The organism is Marinobacter salarius, from assembly GCF_032922745.1.
In the GTDB taxonomy this organism is placed as follows: Bacteria; Pseudomonadota; Gammaproteobacteria; order Pseudomonadales; family Oleiphilaceae; genus Marinobacter.
Genome location: NZ_CP136693.1, coordinates 306,719 through 321,116, shown reverse-complemented (window position 1 = coordinate 321,116; position 14,398 = coordinate 306,719). Strand labels below are relative to the sequence as shown.

At 57.5% G+C, this 14,398-nt stretch carries 11 protein-coding genes and 1 pseudogene; 10 read left to right on the top strand and 2 right to left on the bottom strand.

Features of this window, described 5'->3' with window-relative positions:
* The first annotated feature begins 232 nt into the window (after window positions 1–232).
* The 10 genes and pseudogenes from R1T46_RS01505 to R1T46_RS01465 all read left to right on the top strand — a co-directional run bounded on the left by R1T46_RS01505 (window position 233) and on the right by R1T46_RS01465 (window position 11,548).
* Window positions 233–3,217, top strand: a complete 2,985-nt coding sequence (locus R1T46_RS01505; protein ID WP_206512137.1) for a xanthine dehydrogenase family protein molybdopterin-binding subunit — start codon at window positions 233–235, stop codon at window positions 3,215–3,217.
* Window positions 3,214–4,059: an FAD binding domain-containing protein gene (locus R1T46_RS01500; RefSeq protein ID WP_126810705.1), complete on the top strand. Its 846-nt coding sequence runs from the start codon at window positions 3,214–3,216 to the stop codon at window positions 4,057–4,059. Before R1T46_RS01505 ends, R1T46_RS01500 begins: the two co-directional genes overlap by 4 nt.
* Window positions 4,043–4,576, top strand: a complete 534-nt coding sequence (locus tag R1T46_RS01495; protein ID WP_126810704.1) for a (2Fe-2S)-binding protein — start codon at window positions 4,043–4,045, stop codon at window positions 4,574–4,576. Before R1T46_RS01500 ends, R1T46_RS01495 begins: the two co-directional genes overlap by 17 nt.
* Window positions 4,569–6,098, top strand: a complete 1,530-nt coding sequence (locus R1T46_RS01490; protein WP_126810703.1) for an AMP-binding protein — start codon at window positions 4,569–4,571, stop codon at window positions 6,096–6,098. The genes R1T46_RS01495 and R1T46_RS01490 overlap by 8 nt, the downstream gene beginning before the upstream one ends.
* 20 nt (window positions 6,099–6,118) lie before the next feature.
* Window positions 6,119–6,922, top strand: a complete 804-nt coding sequence (locus R1T46_RS01485; protein ID WP_051946527.1) for an enoyl-CoA hydratase/isomerase family protein — start codon at window positions 6,119–6,121, stop codon at window positions 6,920–6,922.
* A gap of 67 nt (window positions 6,923–6,989) precedes the next feature.
* Window positions 6,990–8,243 carry a benzoate/H(+) symporter BenE family transporter gene (locus tag R1T46_RS01480; RefSeq protein ID WP_036202753.1) on the top strand — a complete coding sequence of 418 codons (1,254 nt, stop codon included), beginning with the start codon at window positions 6,990–6,992 and terminating at the stop codon, window positions 8,241–8,243.
* Window positions 8,244–8,400: 157 nt separating this feature from the next.
* The gene (locus R1T46_RS01475) at window positions 8,401–9,273 is read left to right on the top strand and encodes an AraC family transcriptional regulator (protein WP_126810702.1); all 873 of its coding nucleotides are present in this window, start codon (window positions 8,401–8,403) and stop codon (window positions 9,271–9,273) included.
* A gap of 251 nt (window positions 9,274–9,524) precedes the next feature.
* Window positions 9,525–10,289: pseudogene (locus tag R1T46_RS21590) on the top strand (PAS domain-containing protein); the annotation flags it as partial.
* Window positions 10,272–10,865 (top strand): methyl-accepting chemotaxis protein, encoded by a 594-nt coding sequence (locus R1T46_RS21585; RefSeq protein ID WP_410797520.1) that lies wholly within the window; start codon window positions 10,272–10,274, stop codon window positions 10,863–10,865. The pseudogene R1T46_RS21590 and the gene R1T46_RS21585, both read left to right, overlap by 18 nt.
* An 80-nt stretch (window positions 10,866–10,945) precedes the next feature.
* Window positions 10,946–11,548, top strand: a complete 603-nt coding sequence (locus R1T46_RS01465) for a hypothetical protein (RefSeq protein WP_036202760.1) — start codon at window positions 10,946–10,948, stop codon at window positions 11,546–11,548.
* 41 nt (window positions 11,549–11,589) lie between these two features.
* On the opposite strand, the gene R1T46_RS01460 is transcribed toward R1T46_RS01465, so the two are convergent.
* Both R1T46_RS01460 and R1T46_RS01455 read right to left on the bottom strand, forming a co-directional pair.
* Window positions 11,590–12,402 carry a substrate-binding periplasmic protein gene (locus R1T46_RS01460; protein ID WP_317307099.1) on the bottom strand — a complete coding sequence of 271 codons (813 nt, stop codon included), beginning with the start codon at window positions 12,400–12,402 and terminating at the stop codon, window positions 11,590–11,592.
* A 67-nt stretch (window positions 12,403–12,469) separates the two neighbouring features.
* Window positions 12,470–14,392 carry a methyl-accepting chemotaxis protein gene (locus R1T46_RS01455; RefSeq protein WP_286812025.1) on the bottom strand — a complete coding sequence of 641 codons (1,923 nt, stop codon included), beginning with the start codon at window positions 14,390–14,392 and terminating at the stop codon, window positions 12,470–12,472.
* Window positions 14,393–14,398 lie beyond the last annotated feature (6 nt).

Genomic DNA, 14,398 nt, shown 5'->3' with positions numbered 1-14,398 from the left:
ACAACCTTACTGAGGAGGATGTCCTGATTCTCCCACAGTGTTCGATTCATTGTCCGCACCACATCCGGGGAATTCAGTGCAAATCAGACTCTCGGGTAAAAACCCGTACGGCGGCGTAATAAGCAATTTCCCGGGGTAACGACACTGCCGGAACCGCTCTATAGACTTTCTGCAAGTTGGCCCATTACCCCTATTTTCGGCCGCGGAGGAAAGTATGAGTTTGGCTCCGTCAATGACAACAACAAATGAAAAGCAGTATATCGGTACACGCCAGGCGCGGATCGAAGACGAGGTCCTCTTGCGTGGCCAGGGGCGCTATGGCGATGAAGTGCCGACCCCACCGGGAACCTTATACGCCGCCATTGTGCGCTCGCCTCATCCCCATGCCCGGCTCAAAGCCGTGGATTCGTCCCGGGCGCTGGAAATGGATGGGGTTCATGGTGTACTGACCGGTGAAGATGTCCGCCAGTGGGCTTTGCCATTCCCGGTGGGCGTGCGTCAGCCCATGGAGCACTGGTGTCTGGCTGTGGACAAGGTGCGTTATGTTGGTGAGCCAGTTGCCGTGGTTATCGCTGAAAATCGATATCTGGCTGAAGATGCTCTAAACGGAGTGACGGTTGACTATGAAACGCTTCCGGTGGCTGTCGACACCGAGCTTGCCATTGAGTCAAACGCTGCCGTCCTTCACGAGAAGGTTGGCGGAAATGTCGTCAGCGACCGCACATTCCGTTATGGCGATCCCGAGACTGCGTTTGCCGAGGCCGACCGACAGGTCTCGATCAAGGTTCGTTTCCCTCGCAGTTCCTGCATGCCGATCGAGTGCTACGTGGTGCTTGCTCAATTCGATCCGGCCAACGCTGCTTTTGATATAACGTCCAACTTTCAGGGGCCTTATGCGCTTCACTCGGTCATGTGCCGGGCTCTTCAAGTACCCGCGAATCGTCTTCGACTTCGCACCCCGCCGGACTCAGGCGGCAGCTTTGGCATCAAACAGGGCGTTTTCCCGTATGTCGTCATGATGGGCCTGGCCGCGCGCAAAGTCGGCGCGCCGGTCAAGTGGGTTGAGGACCGTCTGGAACACCTTCAGGGCGCCTCTTCCGGAACCAACCGGGTCAGTACGCTCGAAGCCGCGGTAACGCGAGAGGGCCGGGTAACGGCCCTGCGTCTGGACCAGCTAGATGATTGCGGCGCCTACCTGCGAGCGCCGGAACCGGCTACCACCTACCGGATGCATGGCAATCTGACCGGCGCTTATGCCATTCGCAACCTTGCCGTGCGCAACCGAATTGTGATGACCAACAAAACGCCGACCGGGCTCAACCGCGGGTTCGGTGGGCCGCAGGTGTATTTTCCGCTGGAACGGCTGATGCAGCGTATTGCCGTTGAGCTAGATCTGGACCCACTGGACGTCATTCGTACCAACCTCGTCCCCAAAGGCGCGTTCCCTTATCGCTCGGCAGCCGGTTCACTACTGGATTCCGGGGATTACCCGGCAGGCCTGGAAAAAGGCGTCAGGGAAGGGGGCCTGGAAGAACTCATCCAGCGGCGTGATGAGGCAAGGCGTGAGGGGCGTTACTACGGGATCGGTTACACGGCCGCTGTCGAGCCGTCCATCTCGAACATGGGTTATATCACCATGGCGTTCACTCCCGAGGAACGTAAACGGGCAGGCCCCAAGAATGGTGCCGTCAGCACGGCAACGATTAGTGTCGATCCGCTTGGCAGTGTCAGCGTGCATGTTTCGTCCACTCCCCAGGGGCAGGGCCATCAAACCGTCGCTGCACAGATCGTGGCAGAAACGCTGGGTGTTCCACTGGAATCCATCAGCGTCAACGTGGAACTGGACACCGGTAAAGACGCCTGGTCGATTGCATCCGGCAATTACTCCAGCCGATTTTCCGGCGCCGTAGCCGGGGCTGTCTACAAGGCGGCCCTAAAGGTCCGTGCTCGACTAGCCGCCCTTGCCGCGGAGCAATGGAATATCGATAGCGACGATATCCGGTTCTCGGAGGGCCGGGTTTATGTGGAGGGTACGGACCAGTCGTCTTCTTTCCACCGCCTGGCAGGCGCCACTCACTGGTCTCCGGGAACAACACCCCAAAGCGAGCCGGGTGGCCTTCGGGAAACGGCGTTCTGGACTCCTCCGGAACTGGCGGCTCCCGGTGACGATGAGTTGATCAACAGCTCCCTGTGTTATGGCTTCATTTTTGATTATTGCGGGGTAGAGATTGATGCCATCACCGGTGCTGTCCGCATAGATCGTTATGTGACCCTTCATGACGCTGGCCGCATGCTCAACCCACAACTGGTGGATGGCCAGATTCGCGGCGGGTTTGCCCAGGCTCTGGGCGCTGCCTTGATGGAAGAGTTTGTCTATGGCGCTGATGGCAACTTCCAGTCGGGGACGCTTGCCGATTACCTGATCCCCACCAGCGTTGAGGTCCCGGAGCCGGTTATCCTCCACATGGAGACACCGTCACCTTTTACGCCTCTCGGAGCCAAAGGCGTTGGCGAGGGGAACAACATGAGCACCCCGGTATGCATCGCCAATGCAGTTGCCGATGCGCTCGGGACCAGGGACGTCGAACTTCCTCTGACGCCATCGAAAGTACGCACGCTTATGGGCATCGAGGAGCCACCTCGTCCGGAAGGTGTGGGTGAGCCGGACATCGAAGCCACCCCTGGCAGTGGCTCTATACTCAGGGCCCGGGATTCGGTCGAACTGCCCGGCACCCCCCATGAGGTTTTCGACGCTCTCCTTGATCCGCAAACACTGGCCGCCATCATCCCCGGATGTCACGACCTGGAGATGACCGGGGAAAACGAATACCGGGCCGATGTCACGGTTGGCGTGGGTATGATACGTGCCCGTTTTGATGCCCGGGTCAGCCTTCACGACCTGAACCCTCCGGACAGCCTTCAACTGCGTGGCTCCGGCAGCAGTGCCATGGGCTCGGCGGAAGCATTCGCCACCGTCACCCTGACCGCGCTCGAAGGCAATCGTACGCGGCTGGACTACGACTACGAGGCAACCGTCGGCGGCAGGATCGCTTCGGTTGGCGGTCGCATGTTGCAGAGCGCGTCAAAAATGATCATTGGCCAGGTGTTCTCGCGGTTCTCCCGTCGGATGGGCGGCGGTACATCCCGGTTCCTATTCCTGCAGAGGCTGTGGCAGAGAATCCGGGCACTGCTTACTGGTAAAGGAGGCCCGTCATGAAACCGGCCACTTTTGATTATACCCGGCCCGGCACCCGGCGGGAGGCCTGTGACCTCTTGCACGAGTTTGGTGATGATGCACGGCTTATCGCCGGTGGCCAGTCACTGATGGCGGTGCTGAACATGCGGTTTGCCCAGCCCGGGCTTTTGATCGACATTGCCGGGATTCAGGACCTGCATTACATCGAGGATCGCGGGGATTATCTCGCAGTCGGTGCTGGTATTACCCAGGCAGAACTGCTGGAGCATCCCGGCCTCGCCGATAAGGTGCCGCTTCTCGCCCAGGCCATGCCCTGGATTGGTCATGCCCAGACGCGCAATCGCGGGACTGTGTGCGGGTCGATTGCTCATGCCGACCCCAGTGCCGAACTGCCCTTGTGTCTGACCGCTCTCGGAGGCGAGGTCGTTCTGGAAGCCCGTAAGGGCAAAACCCGAAAATTACCCGCTCACGAATTTTTTCAGGGGATTCTGACCACGGCAAAACGCCCGGACGAACTGATTACGGAAGTGCGTTTTCCACTCGGCCAGGGTAACGAACGTTACCGCTTCCGCGAGGTCTCAATGCGCCATGGTGACTTCGCCATTGTTGCCCTGGCTGTCAGGATTTGCGAGGACAGAACTGACCTGACGGTCGGCGGTGTTGCCGACCGGCCGGTTCGTCGAAGCATGACCGGTAATGATGCCCGGGCGTCATGGCTCAATCACTTTGCCTGGTCCCTCAATGCTCAGGACGACGCCCACGCCTCGGCTGTCTATCGTCGCCATCTGGTACGTGAGCTGGGTTCTCGCCTGATAGATGAATGTTCCGCTCAGAAGGATGACACCCATGCACCTCAAGGCTGATACACGGCACCGTGTCACTGTCACTCTCAATGGCCGGGAACGCGCCGGTTATGCAGAGCCGCGCACACTGCTCAGTGATTTCCTGCGCCACGAACTGGGCGCCACCGGCACGCGGGTGGGCTGTGAGCACGGTGTATGCGGTGCCTGCACGGTACTGGTCGACGGTCGGGCCAGCCGTTCCTGTCTGATGCTGGCGGTACAGGCTCAGGGCAGGGATTTGCAGACGGTCGAGTCGCTCGCCCGCGAAGAGACGCTGAATGATCTCCAGCAGGCGTTTCGCAAACACCATGCCCTGCAATGCGGCTTCTGTACCGCGGGCATCCTGATATCCAGTACCGAGTTCCTGACCCGGGTATCGAGACCCACCGAGACGCAGGTCCGCGACATGTTATCGGGGCACCTGTGTCGTTGCACAGGCTACACGGGCATCGTCAACGCCATCCTTGAGGTCGCCGAAACGCGTGATCACGAGGTTTCAGGACCAACCGACAAAGAACAGGAGAACAATAATGTTTGATCTTGGTCGAAGTTTTCTTGCGTCTGTGGAGCGCCGCCCCCAGGCGACAGCGATTGCGGACGGAACCCTGCGCAAAAGCTATGAGACCTGGTTCCAGGACATCCAGAGCGTCGCCCGATGCCTCGAAGGGTTTGGTCTGAGTAAAGGAGACCGCCTGCTGGTCATCATGCAGAACCGCTGGCAGATGGCGACGCTGCACTGGGCATGCCAGTTCGCCGGTATCATTGTGACTCCGGTAAATTGGCGTTCGACCGCCCAGGATCTTGAATTCTTGATCACCGATACCGAGGCACGTGTTGTCGCCTACGACGAATCCGCCAGCGAAGCGGTGCAAAACTGCTCGTCTGCCCGGTCTCTTGTGCGCATTACCTCTGGCCAGATCAAGGACCCGGACGCCCATGACTTCAACAGTCTTCTGGGCACCCGGGGTGACACCATACTGCGGGCCACGGCAGAGGATCTTTCGCTGATGCTCTATACCTCGGGCACCAGTGGCAAACCCAAGGGCGTGCCCCGGGTGCACCGGGCAGAGCGTTCGGCGGCGCTGGCCCATGTGGCGCAGAATCTTTATCGACACGATGAGTGCACGCTCGGTGTCATGCCGCTCTATCACACCATGGGAGTGCGCTCGCTGCTCTCCATGGCGTTGGTTGATGGCAAATTCGTATGCATACCGAAGTTTGACCCCAAGGAAACGCTCGATGCGATTGAGCGTGAGCAGGTCAGTAATCTCTACCTGGTGCCAACGCTCTACCACATGCTGATCGAACATCCGGATTTCGACCCGGGGCGTGTTGGGAGTGTTGACAAGCTCGGCTATGCTGGCGCCCCCATGAGCGCTGGACTGATCGCCCGTGTAGAGGCCGCTTTCAATCCCAGTCTGTTCGTCAATCACTACGGCAGTTCCGAGATCTACACCTTCACCATCGACCAGAACGCCAGCCAAAAGCCCGGCTCCTCTGGGCGTGCTTCCCTCAATCAGCGCATTCGCGTCGTCCGGATTGGAGCCGACACACCCGACGAGCAAATGCCCGTTTGCGAGGAAGGCGAAATCATTGCCGACATGAACGGTGACGAAGCCTTTCAGGGTTACTGGCAACGACCGGATGCCGACCAAAAGGCCCTAAAACAGGGCTGGTATTTCACCAGTGATACTGGCTATTTCGACGCCGACGGTGACCTTTTTGTGACCGGGCGGGTTGATGATCTGATTATCACCGGCGGCGAGAACGTCAGCCCGGTGGAGATCGAAGACGTTCTTTCCCTGCACCCCCAGGTAGAAGAAGTTGTGGTGGTAGGCCTGCCTGATGAACGCTGGGGCAAGATCGTCACCGCTTTTGTGAAACCCCGGGCACCGATCAAAGAGGAAGAACTCGACCGTCACTGTATTGAGCGTGAGCTGACCCGGTTCAAACGACCTCGTCGTTATGTCTTCGTCGACGAAATTCCCAAGTCGCCGGTGGGCAAGATTCTTCGTCGGGTACTGCGAGAGCAGGAGCCCTCCACCACCAACAACCAGTGACCATTACAGGACATACTGCCATGAAAGAGAATGAATTGAAGGAATTCCTGTCCTCGGGCTTCGACGGCTTCGAGGTCCATCTTGATCCTGCCGGGGAACGTGCGGATATCGTGCTTAACCGCCCGCCTCTGAACGTTATAGAGATGAACCAGCGTGATGAGTTGCGCTCGGTCTTCGAGGCTCTGGACGAGCTTTCGGACGTCCGGGTCATCGTGCTGCGCGGTGTTGGGGAGCATTTCTCCAGCGGCGGTAATATCCGGGGCTTCCTGGAAGCTTCACCAGAACATGTATCGAAACTGGCAGACAACGTTGCGGCACCGGCTCGTTGCAGCAAGCCGGTGATCGCTGCTAACCGTGGCTACACCTTCGGGGTTGGCTTCGAACTGTCCCTGGCCTGCGATTTTCGCATTGCATCGGAAACAACCCTTTATGCATTGCCAGAGCAGAAGTTGGGGCAAATACCCGGTTCGGGTGGTTCGGCCCGGCTACAAAAAACCATCGGCATCACCCGCACCAAGGACATGGTAATGCGTGCCAGGCGAATCAGCGGCTCCCAGGCTCTTGAGTGGGGCTTCGTGACTGAATGTGTTGCCGATGATGAGCTGGAAAGGGCAACGGATGCGCTGGTGAAAGAGTTGCGGTTTTTCTCCCCACTGGCACAGCGTACGGCCAAGCGGATGATCAATGACAATGAGGACGCCACCTTGTCGGTCGCCATTGAGATGGAGGGGCACTGCTACAGCCGCCTGCGTTCTTCCGAGGATTTCCGTGAGGGAGTGGAAGCCTTTCAGGAGAAACGTAAGCCTGAATTCCGGGGTAAATGAACCTGATGTAAGTACACGATATCAGTCATCGAAATACCTGACATCCAACAACAATGAGAGACAGGTTATGCAAAATCAAACACTCGAAAATCCGGATACATCTCCTGCCGCTGATCCATCCGCTCCGTGGTTGAAGAGCCTGATGCAAGCCCTGAACGTCAAGTCCGTCAGCGCGGGGGTTGTGGCCGCGCTATTTGGCTGTTCGGGACCGGCGTTGATCGTTATCAGTGCCGCCGAAGCAGGTAATCTGAGTAACGGGCAGACCGTGGCCTGGCTGCTCGCCATCTACTTTGTGGGTGGGCTGATCAGTCTCGTCATGGCGCTTCGCTATCGCCAGCCCATCACCGGGGCCTACTCAATTCCCGGCGCAGCCATCATGATCGGAGCGCTGGCTACAATTCCCTTTACCGAGGCCGTTGGGGCTTTCATCATGAGCGGCGCCATCGTGCTGTTGCTCGGAGTAAGCGGCGTTATCGGCCGCATCATGAACTGGCTGCCGATGCCCATTGTCATGGCAATGATCGCTGGCGCGTTGATCCGGTTTGGCACTGGGGCGGTTCAGTCAGTGGAAAGCATGCCACTGATTGCCGGTTCGGCCGCCGTGGCTTTCTTCCTTTCCGCCCGCCTCACCAAGGCCGTACCACCCGTCCTGACGGCGGCCATCGTCGGTTTCGGCATTGCACTTGCGATGGGCTCCATACAGCCGGCCGATGTGAACATTGCCTTTGTCGCGCCGGAGCTGACCATGCCGACCTTTACCCTGAATGGGCTGCTTGCTATTTCTATTCCATTGGCGGCCCTGGTGATCGGTGCGGAAAACGCCCAGGCGATGGGTGTCCTGATGGCCGAGGATTATCGTCCACCCATCAACGCAATGACCACCATTAGCGGTATTGGCGGCATGATTGCCGGTGCAATCGGTGGTCACAACGCCAATATTGCTGGCCCAATGACCGCGATCTGTTCGTCCGAGCAGGCGGGAGACGACAAATCCAAACGCTACGGTGCAACCGTGGTCAATGGCGTCCTTTTCTGCGCCTTCGGTCTTTTTGCCGGGGCGGCCGTTCCCTTTATTCTCGCCTTACCCAAGGCGCTGATCGGCGCCGTCGCGGGCCTGGCTATGATTGGTGTCCTGATCGCGGCTTTCCAACACGCTTTTTCGAAAGCAGCTGGCCATCAGATCGGTGCCATGGTTGCGTTGCTGGTTGCAATGAGCGGTATCAGTCTCTTTGGTATCAGCTCTCCTTTCTGGGCGTTGGTTTTCGGGATTCTGGTCTCCCTGATGTTGTCGGAGAAACCGTCGGAAAATAAAGCAAAGTAAGTAGAGCGAGACGGCAATATTCGTACCAGCTCTAACCAATTGGGCCGCAGGGATGCGGTCCTTCCAGAATCTACTGAGCGGTACAACGCAAGCTATTAGTAAACAAAATCAAGAGGTGGTAGTCTCGAAAAGATGCCACATGGTTAAGGTCCTGGTTATGTCACGTGCTCTCCGAATCTTTCACGGGGCATTCGGGCGGGTTGCGTTGCTCGGAATGGATGAGTCGCTCGTCCCACATGCTCACTCAGAATGCCATGTTCTTCTGAAAGCGTCAGGAGGCGATACCTTCTTTTCGGTCCGGAATCGGCAGCAGCCACTGACCGACCATACCGCCGTTCTGGTCAATGCCTGGGAGCCGCATTCCTACGACCATCAACATGGCTCCGACGACACCGTGATCCTGGCCCTGTATATCGATCCGAACTGGCTTGCGGCTCTGAAGGACACATTGTCGCTCAGTGGTCGTTCTGATTTTTTCTCTCAACCCTGTATCCAGCTGACGCCGTCTATCCGTACCAAAGCGGATCTGCTGATATCGGACGTGCTGTCATTCGATACTATTCAGTCTCAGCGGCTGGAGGGTATGCTCTTTGATCTGATGATTAGTATTATTGAGAGGTATTCAGACTGGATCCATTTGTCCCGTTTAAGGGTATCTTCCGCTGGCGGCTTCCACGATGCGCGAATCCGGAAAGCCAAAGAGCTTATTCTGAACAAGCCCCAGGGTGATCTTGACATGGAGGCTATCGCCCGTGAGTGCGGCTTGTCCAGGGCCCAGTTTTTCGCCCTCTTCAGGAAGAATACTGGCATGACGCCCCAGATGTTGGCCAACATTGGGAAGATGCAGCTGGCTTTCCAATGGCTTTCAGAAAACCGCTCGTGTACGCTTGGCAACCTCTCGGATACTCTGGGCTTTTCCTGTCAGGGGCATTTCACCCGCTTTTTCCGACGACATATTGGTGCCTCACCAAGCCAGTATCACAGGACGATAGACGTCTACCCTACTCAAAGCTCTGATATCTACCGCTGAAGGTGTATACCACCCTCGTGCCAGCAAACCGTCAACGAACGCGACGCCACACCCTGGAGCGGCCCCTTCTGGACGCCCTGTGTGCCCTGTTCCAGATCCGTGACCAACTAGGGGAAGACGGGCATTCAGCAGTGCGCTGACAATAGCCGGTAACTGAGCTAAAAATGTACTGCAATTGTTTCTTACAGTTCGTTACCTTAACTGTACCTTAAGCTACTTATTTCCCCGATGGGTTGAGCATATATTGAGCAATGTGCTGCTTCATCCATCAGGGAGAGAATGTCATGTTTGGGCGCCATCGTATTGCGGAATTGACGGATCAGTTAACGGTCTCCAGGGGCGAACAGGAGAGGATTCAGCAAACCCTGAATGCCATTGCCTCCCAGATCGGGTATATCGAGTTCAGCCCTTCGGGAATTGTAGAGTCTGCCAATGATATCCTGCTATCCATTGTCGGGTACGAGCGCCAGGAGGTCATTGGCAAGCACCACCGGGCGCTGTGTGACTCAAGCTATACGGCGTCGTTGGAATACCAGCACTTCTGGGAGGATCTCGGGCGCGGTATCAAGAAACAGGGCACATTCCCCCGCTTTGCCAAGGATGGTCGGCGTGTCTGGCTGGAGGCCACCTATTTCCCCGTCACCGATGAGGACGGGAAAGTCTTCAAGGTCATCAAACTGGCAACAGACGCGACTGCCGCCCAGGACAAAGTGGCGGATGATACCGCCATGCTTGATGCCCTCGACCGCTACATGGCCGTCATCAAGTTCACGCCCGACGGCACGATACTGGAGGCCAACGAGAACTTCCTGGCCACCACCGGCTACGCCAAGGACGAGATCATCCATCAGCACCACAGGATGTTCTGCTTTGATGATTTCTATCGCGATAATCCGGACTTCTGGAAGCGGTTGGCTCATGGTGAGAGTTTTTCAGGGCAGTTTGAGCGCAGAGACAGGAGCGGCAAAAGTATCTGGCTGGAAGCCACCTACAGCCCTGTGCTGGATGCTGGCGGGCAGGTATACAAGGTGATCAAGTTTGCCTCGGACATTACCGCGCGGGTGAACAATGCCCGTGAGGCGGCCGACGTTGCCGCCGCCACTTCCGAGGAGACGTCACAGATTGCTGCTGAAGCCACTCGAGCTCTCAACCTTGCGGTAGAAACCTCGGAGTCGGCACTGATAGAGGTGGCTAGCGCCACTGAAGTCAGTCGGGATCTGGAAATTCAGGCCGAGCAGATTGGCAGTATTGTCAGCACCATTCGCACTGTGGCAGAGCAAACCAACCTGTTGGCCCTGAACGCTGCGATCGAAGCCGCCCGTGCCGGCGAAATGGGGCGGGGGTTCGCGGTGGTGGCCGACGAGGTGCGTAAACTGGCTGCAAAGACTGCTGAATCCCTGGAAGAAATTTCCACAGTGGTGGGCAAGAACAGCCACTTGATTGAGTCCCTGCGCGCGAATATGGACGGGGTGTCAACGCTTTCACGCCGCAGCTCGGACGAAATCTCCGGCATTGCTACCGGTATTCAGCAGGTGGAAAAGGGCATGACGGATCTGGCGGCGGTGGTGGCGCGGTTGAGTAGCGAGGGGTGATCTGTTTCGGAGATGGGGTTGAAATCCTGGTGTATCGACAGAACGTGTAAGCGCATAAGTCGGCTGAACCAGGAGAGCAAATGGAATACATAAGCCCCATCAGCAGCGCCGTCATGGCGGTTATCTGGATCGTTTATTTTCAGTTGTTCCTGATCCAGTATCAGCGTAATAATCGCCCCTATATGGTTATTCACCATGCCCAGAACGAGAACCCGGACGCCCTGTGTCTGCTGGTGAATATGGGCAAGGAAACCATCCATGTGCAGTGTGTGCAGGTGGTGCTGCAAACCCGTAGCGGTGAAGAGAGAACCCTGACCGTTACCGAGTATCGCCGGGTTGGGGCAGACGACAGCAATGTACACCAGGTTCTGCGGCAGGGGCCGCTGCAGCCAGGTGGCTACCTGGTGCTGGGGTCGTTCCGCAACATCATCCTGGGCCGCCGAAGTGACGATAGCGACAGTGACAGCGACTACCTGTTCGAGGATGTTACTGCTGTAGAAATTCGGGCCGCAGTGGTTCACGGCCCCAGCCGCTATGCCGTGGGTGTACGCCGGCGCTTCTGGCTAAGACATGACGGTGCATCGGAAATTTTCCCCCGCGATATCCACAGTGAACAGCTCAACCGCAGGCGTCACCGGCATGAAGTGCGCCGTTGGCTGGAAACGGAGCTGTGCCCTCAGTAGCCGTGATCAGTTCGGGCCAGAATACGGCGAGAGGGTCAGTGTCACTGAGTGTTTTTCGCCTTTTGCCGTTTGAGAAAGTCCACTTTCCATTGCTCCATGCCAAAGTACTCGGTGCCAATGTTGGCCTCTACCCGATGCTTGGCCTTGATCGCCGCGACCTGTTCGTGGCGCTCATCAAGAAAACTGTTGAAGCGTGGCAGCAAATCCCCATGCCTGATCGTTGAAAGCCGGTAGGAGCTTCGGGTATGCGGGAGGTTGGGGTCGAACACGAGAACGCCCGGTCTTACCCGAACATTGTTGATGTGGTGCAGGGCGACCACCACGTTGTAGTAAGCGCCGTCGCTGTTCTTCAGCAACGCCTGGTGAATCATTTCGGGCAGGCTGTCGCTGGGCACCGGAAGTATCTGTGAGGCTTCGATCTTTTCCTCGTATCCCCGGGCCGTCCAGCCATCGACAAGGCCGATGCGTTTGAGGTGGTCCCCATCCAGGCCGAGTCGCCGCGGAGACACCAGAACGCCGTCAACATATTCCACGACGGGGCGGCTGTAGCTGATCCTGTCCTCGGTTTTTGCCGAACGGGCCCAGTCGGGATGATCCGGGTACTTGAAGTCCACCTCGCCTTCAACGAGGGCCGGCATCAATTCATCGACCGGCAAGGGTTTATAGATGAAGGTTACGCCGGCATGTTCGGCGAAAAGGTCCAGTAGTTCACGGGCGAAGCCATTGTATTGGCCTTGTTCGTCAACCCCGTAATGGGGCAGGAAGTTTCCCTGTTCTACCCCAACCACGTATGTCTGCGCAGTTGCCTGGGCGGTCCAGGCAAACAGCAGGCAGGCGGCGAATATCTGTTTCACTGATGGCTCCCTCTAGTTAGTCGTTGTTGGATGAGCTGTATAGCGCCCGAATCTTTTCTTCATTAAGTCAGTCTTCACGGTCGAGCCGGAACGCTTTCATTTGAGCTTCAAGCTTTTCCGCCATCGCACGTAATTCTTCAATTTCACGGCTGGCTGCCGTCATGTCCTCACTCGAACGTGCGCTGAGATGAGAGATGTCCTGAACGTTTGAGCTGATCTCCTCGGTGACGGAGCTCTGTTCTTCGGTTGCTGCAGCCACCTGGTGGCTCATCTCTACAATCCGGTCCACGTTCTCGCCGATTCCATCCAGGGCTTTGCCCATGCTGGCGGAGGTACTGACGGTTTCTTCGGTGGCTTTCTCGCTTGTGGCCATCGTCTCGACCGCACGCTCGGAGCCCTCCTGCAAACGCTCGATAATGGTTCGAATTTGCTTGGTAGATGATTGCGTCTTCTGTGCAAGGCTGCGAACTTCGTCAGCAACCACCGAGAACCCGCGCCCATGTTCGCCGGCCCGGGCCGCTTCGATCGCTGCGTTCAAAGCCAGTAGATTGGTCTGATCGGATATGGCATTGATCACTTCGATCACCTGGCCAATATCCCGCGCTTCGGTAGCCAACTGCTGGATCGCCGAGGCCGATTCGCGGATGTTATTCGCCATTCCCTCGACCTGGGCGATGGAACGCGACATGCCTTCACGAATGTCACTGGCGCTGTTGCCGACCTGCTCCAGCTGGTTTGCCGTTTCCGTGGCGCTTTTGGCAATCTCCTGAACCGTGGCTTCCATCTCGCACACCGCCGTGGCGACGGAGTCCGTCAGGCTGCTTTGTTCCTTGGCCCGGTCGGTGTTGGCCGTCATCACAGTGGAGGTTTGATCGACAAAGGCCTTGAGCCGGATTGCCGTCTCCAAAAGACCCCGAACCATCTCTCGTTGTGCCCCGACAAACTGGTTAAACCCGGTCGCCAATTGGCCCAGCTCGTCTTTGCGTTCAACCGCCAGTTCCTGGGTGAGATCGCCGCCACCCTTGGCAATTTCGGTCAACGCCCGAGTGATTTTCGTCAGTGGCTTCGTCATGCGAGTGGCGACCAAAGCTATGATGCCGAGGAAAACAAGAGCCACGAGGACGCCGACGAGCAAGGAGGTCTGGTTGGCCCGGCTGGCTTCGCCGTAGATCTCGGTAGACGGAACCTCTACAACGACACGCCAGTCCGTGATCGACAGAGGCAGGCTGGCGGCGATGAAGCGACGGCCATCACGATCAAACTCGGTCAGATGGTATGTCGGGTCTTTCAACAGTTCGGCGGCGGCCGTTGGAGAAATAACCTTCGATAGGGGCTGATCTGTTTGCTGCAGGTCAGGATGAATGTTGACCTGGCCGGTTTCAGACACCAGGTAAACGATACCGGTTTCACCAAAGCGGAATTCCCTGATTCGCTCAGCCATCTGATCAAGCCCGATTCCAACGCCGGTTACTGCGATAGCCTCGCCGCCATCCTCCATGCGGGCATTGATGAAGAGGGTAGGTTTACCCGTCGCTTTGTCCACGTCCAGCGATAGCTCCATCGTCTCGCCGCTTTCCAGGAAATTATAGAACCAGCGGTCCGCCTGGGGAGTCACCACCCTGTCGATGCCCTGATGGGTGTAGTAGTTGCCCGTGTTTACCGACACGAAGTGTGCGGAGGCGGCCTCCTGGCTGCGTCTGACCCCCTCGAGATACCGGGTGGCGGGGGCGAGCCCCTGCTGTGGTTCGTTGTCGCCTATCCACTCTTTGAGGTAGCTGTTCCCCGCGATCAGCCGTGACGCTGTAATAGGCGCCTGGAGGTCACGCTCAACGGAATTTGCTATGGCCTCCAGGCTGGATGGCAGGGCGGAGTTGAGCAGGTATCGATCAAGAAGCCCGCGCATCTGGACGATATTAAGGGAAACCAGCAGCAACGTGCTGGCAAGCAGTGCTGCCCCCATTCCCATGATTAGCTTTAGGCGAATGCTCATCGGTAC

What these genes read in the sequence shown, in the direction of transcription:
- R1T46_RS01500 (WP_126810705.1), top strand. Translation starts at nt 3,214, where the DNA reads ATGAAACCGGCCACTTTTGATTATACCCGGCCCGGCACCCGGCGGGAG.
- R1T46_RS01455 (WP_286812025.1), bottom strand. Translation starts at nt 14,392, where the DNA reads ATGAGCATTCGCCTAAAGCTAATCATGGGAATGGGGGCAGCACTGCTT.
- R1T46_RS01505 (WP_206512137.1), top strand. Translation starts at nt 233, where the DNA reads ATGACAACAACAAATGAAAAGCAGTATATCGGTACACGCCAGGCGCGG.
- R1T46_RS01495 (WP_126810704.1), top strand. Translation starts at nt 4,043, where the DNA reads ATGCACCTCAAGGCTGATACACGGCACCGTGTCACTGTCACTCTCAAT.
- R1T46_RS01480 (WP_036202753.1), top strand. Translation starts at nt 6,990, where the DNA reads ATGCAAAATCAAACACTCGAAAATCCGGATACATCTCCTGCCGCTGAT.
- R1T46_RS01485 (WP_051946527.1), top strand. Translation starts at nt 6,119, where the DNA reads ATGAAAGAGAATGAATTGAAGGAATTCCTGTCCTCGGGCTTCGACGGC.
- R1T46_RS01475 (WP_126810702.1), top strand. Translation starts at nt 8,401, where the DNA reads ATGTCACGTGCTCTCCGAATCTTTCACGGGGCATTCGGGCGGGTTGCG.
- R1T46_RS01490 (WP_126810703.1), top strand. Translation starts at nt 4,569, where the DNA reads ATGTTTGATCTTGGTCGAAGTTTTCTTGCGTCTGTGGAGCGCCGCCCC.
- R1T46_RS01465 (WP_036202760.1), top strand. Translation starts at nt 10,946, where the DNA reads ATGGAATACATAAGCCCCATCAGCAGCGCCGTCATGGCGGTTATCTGG.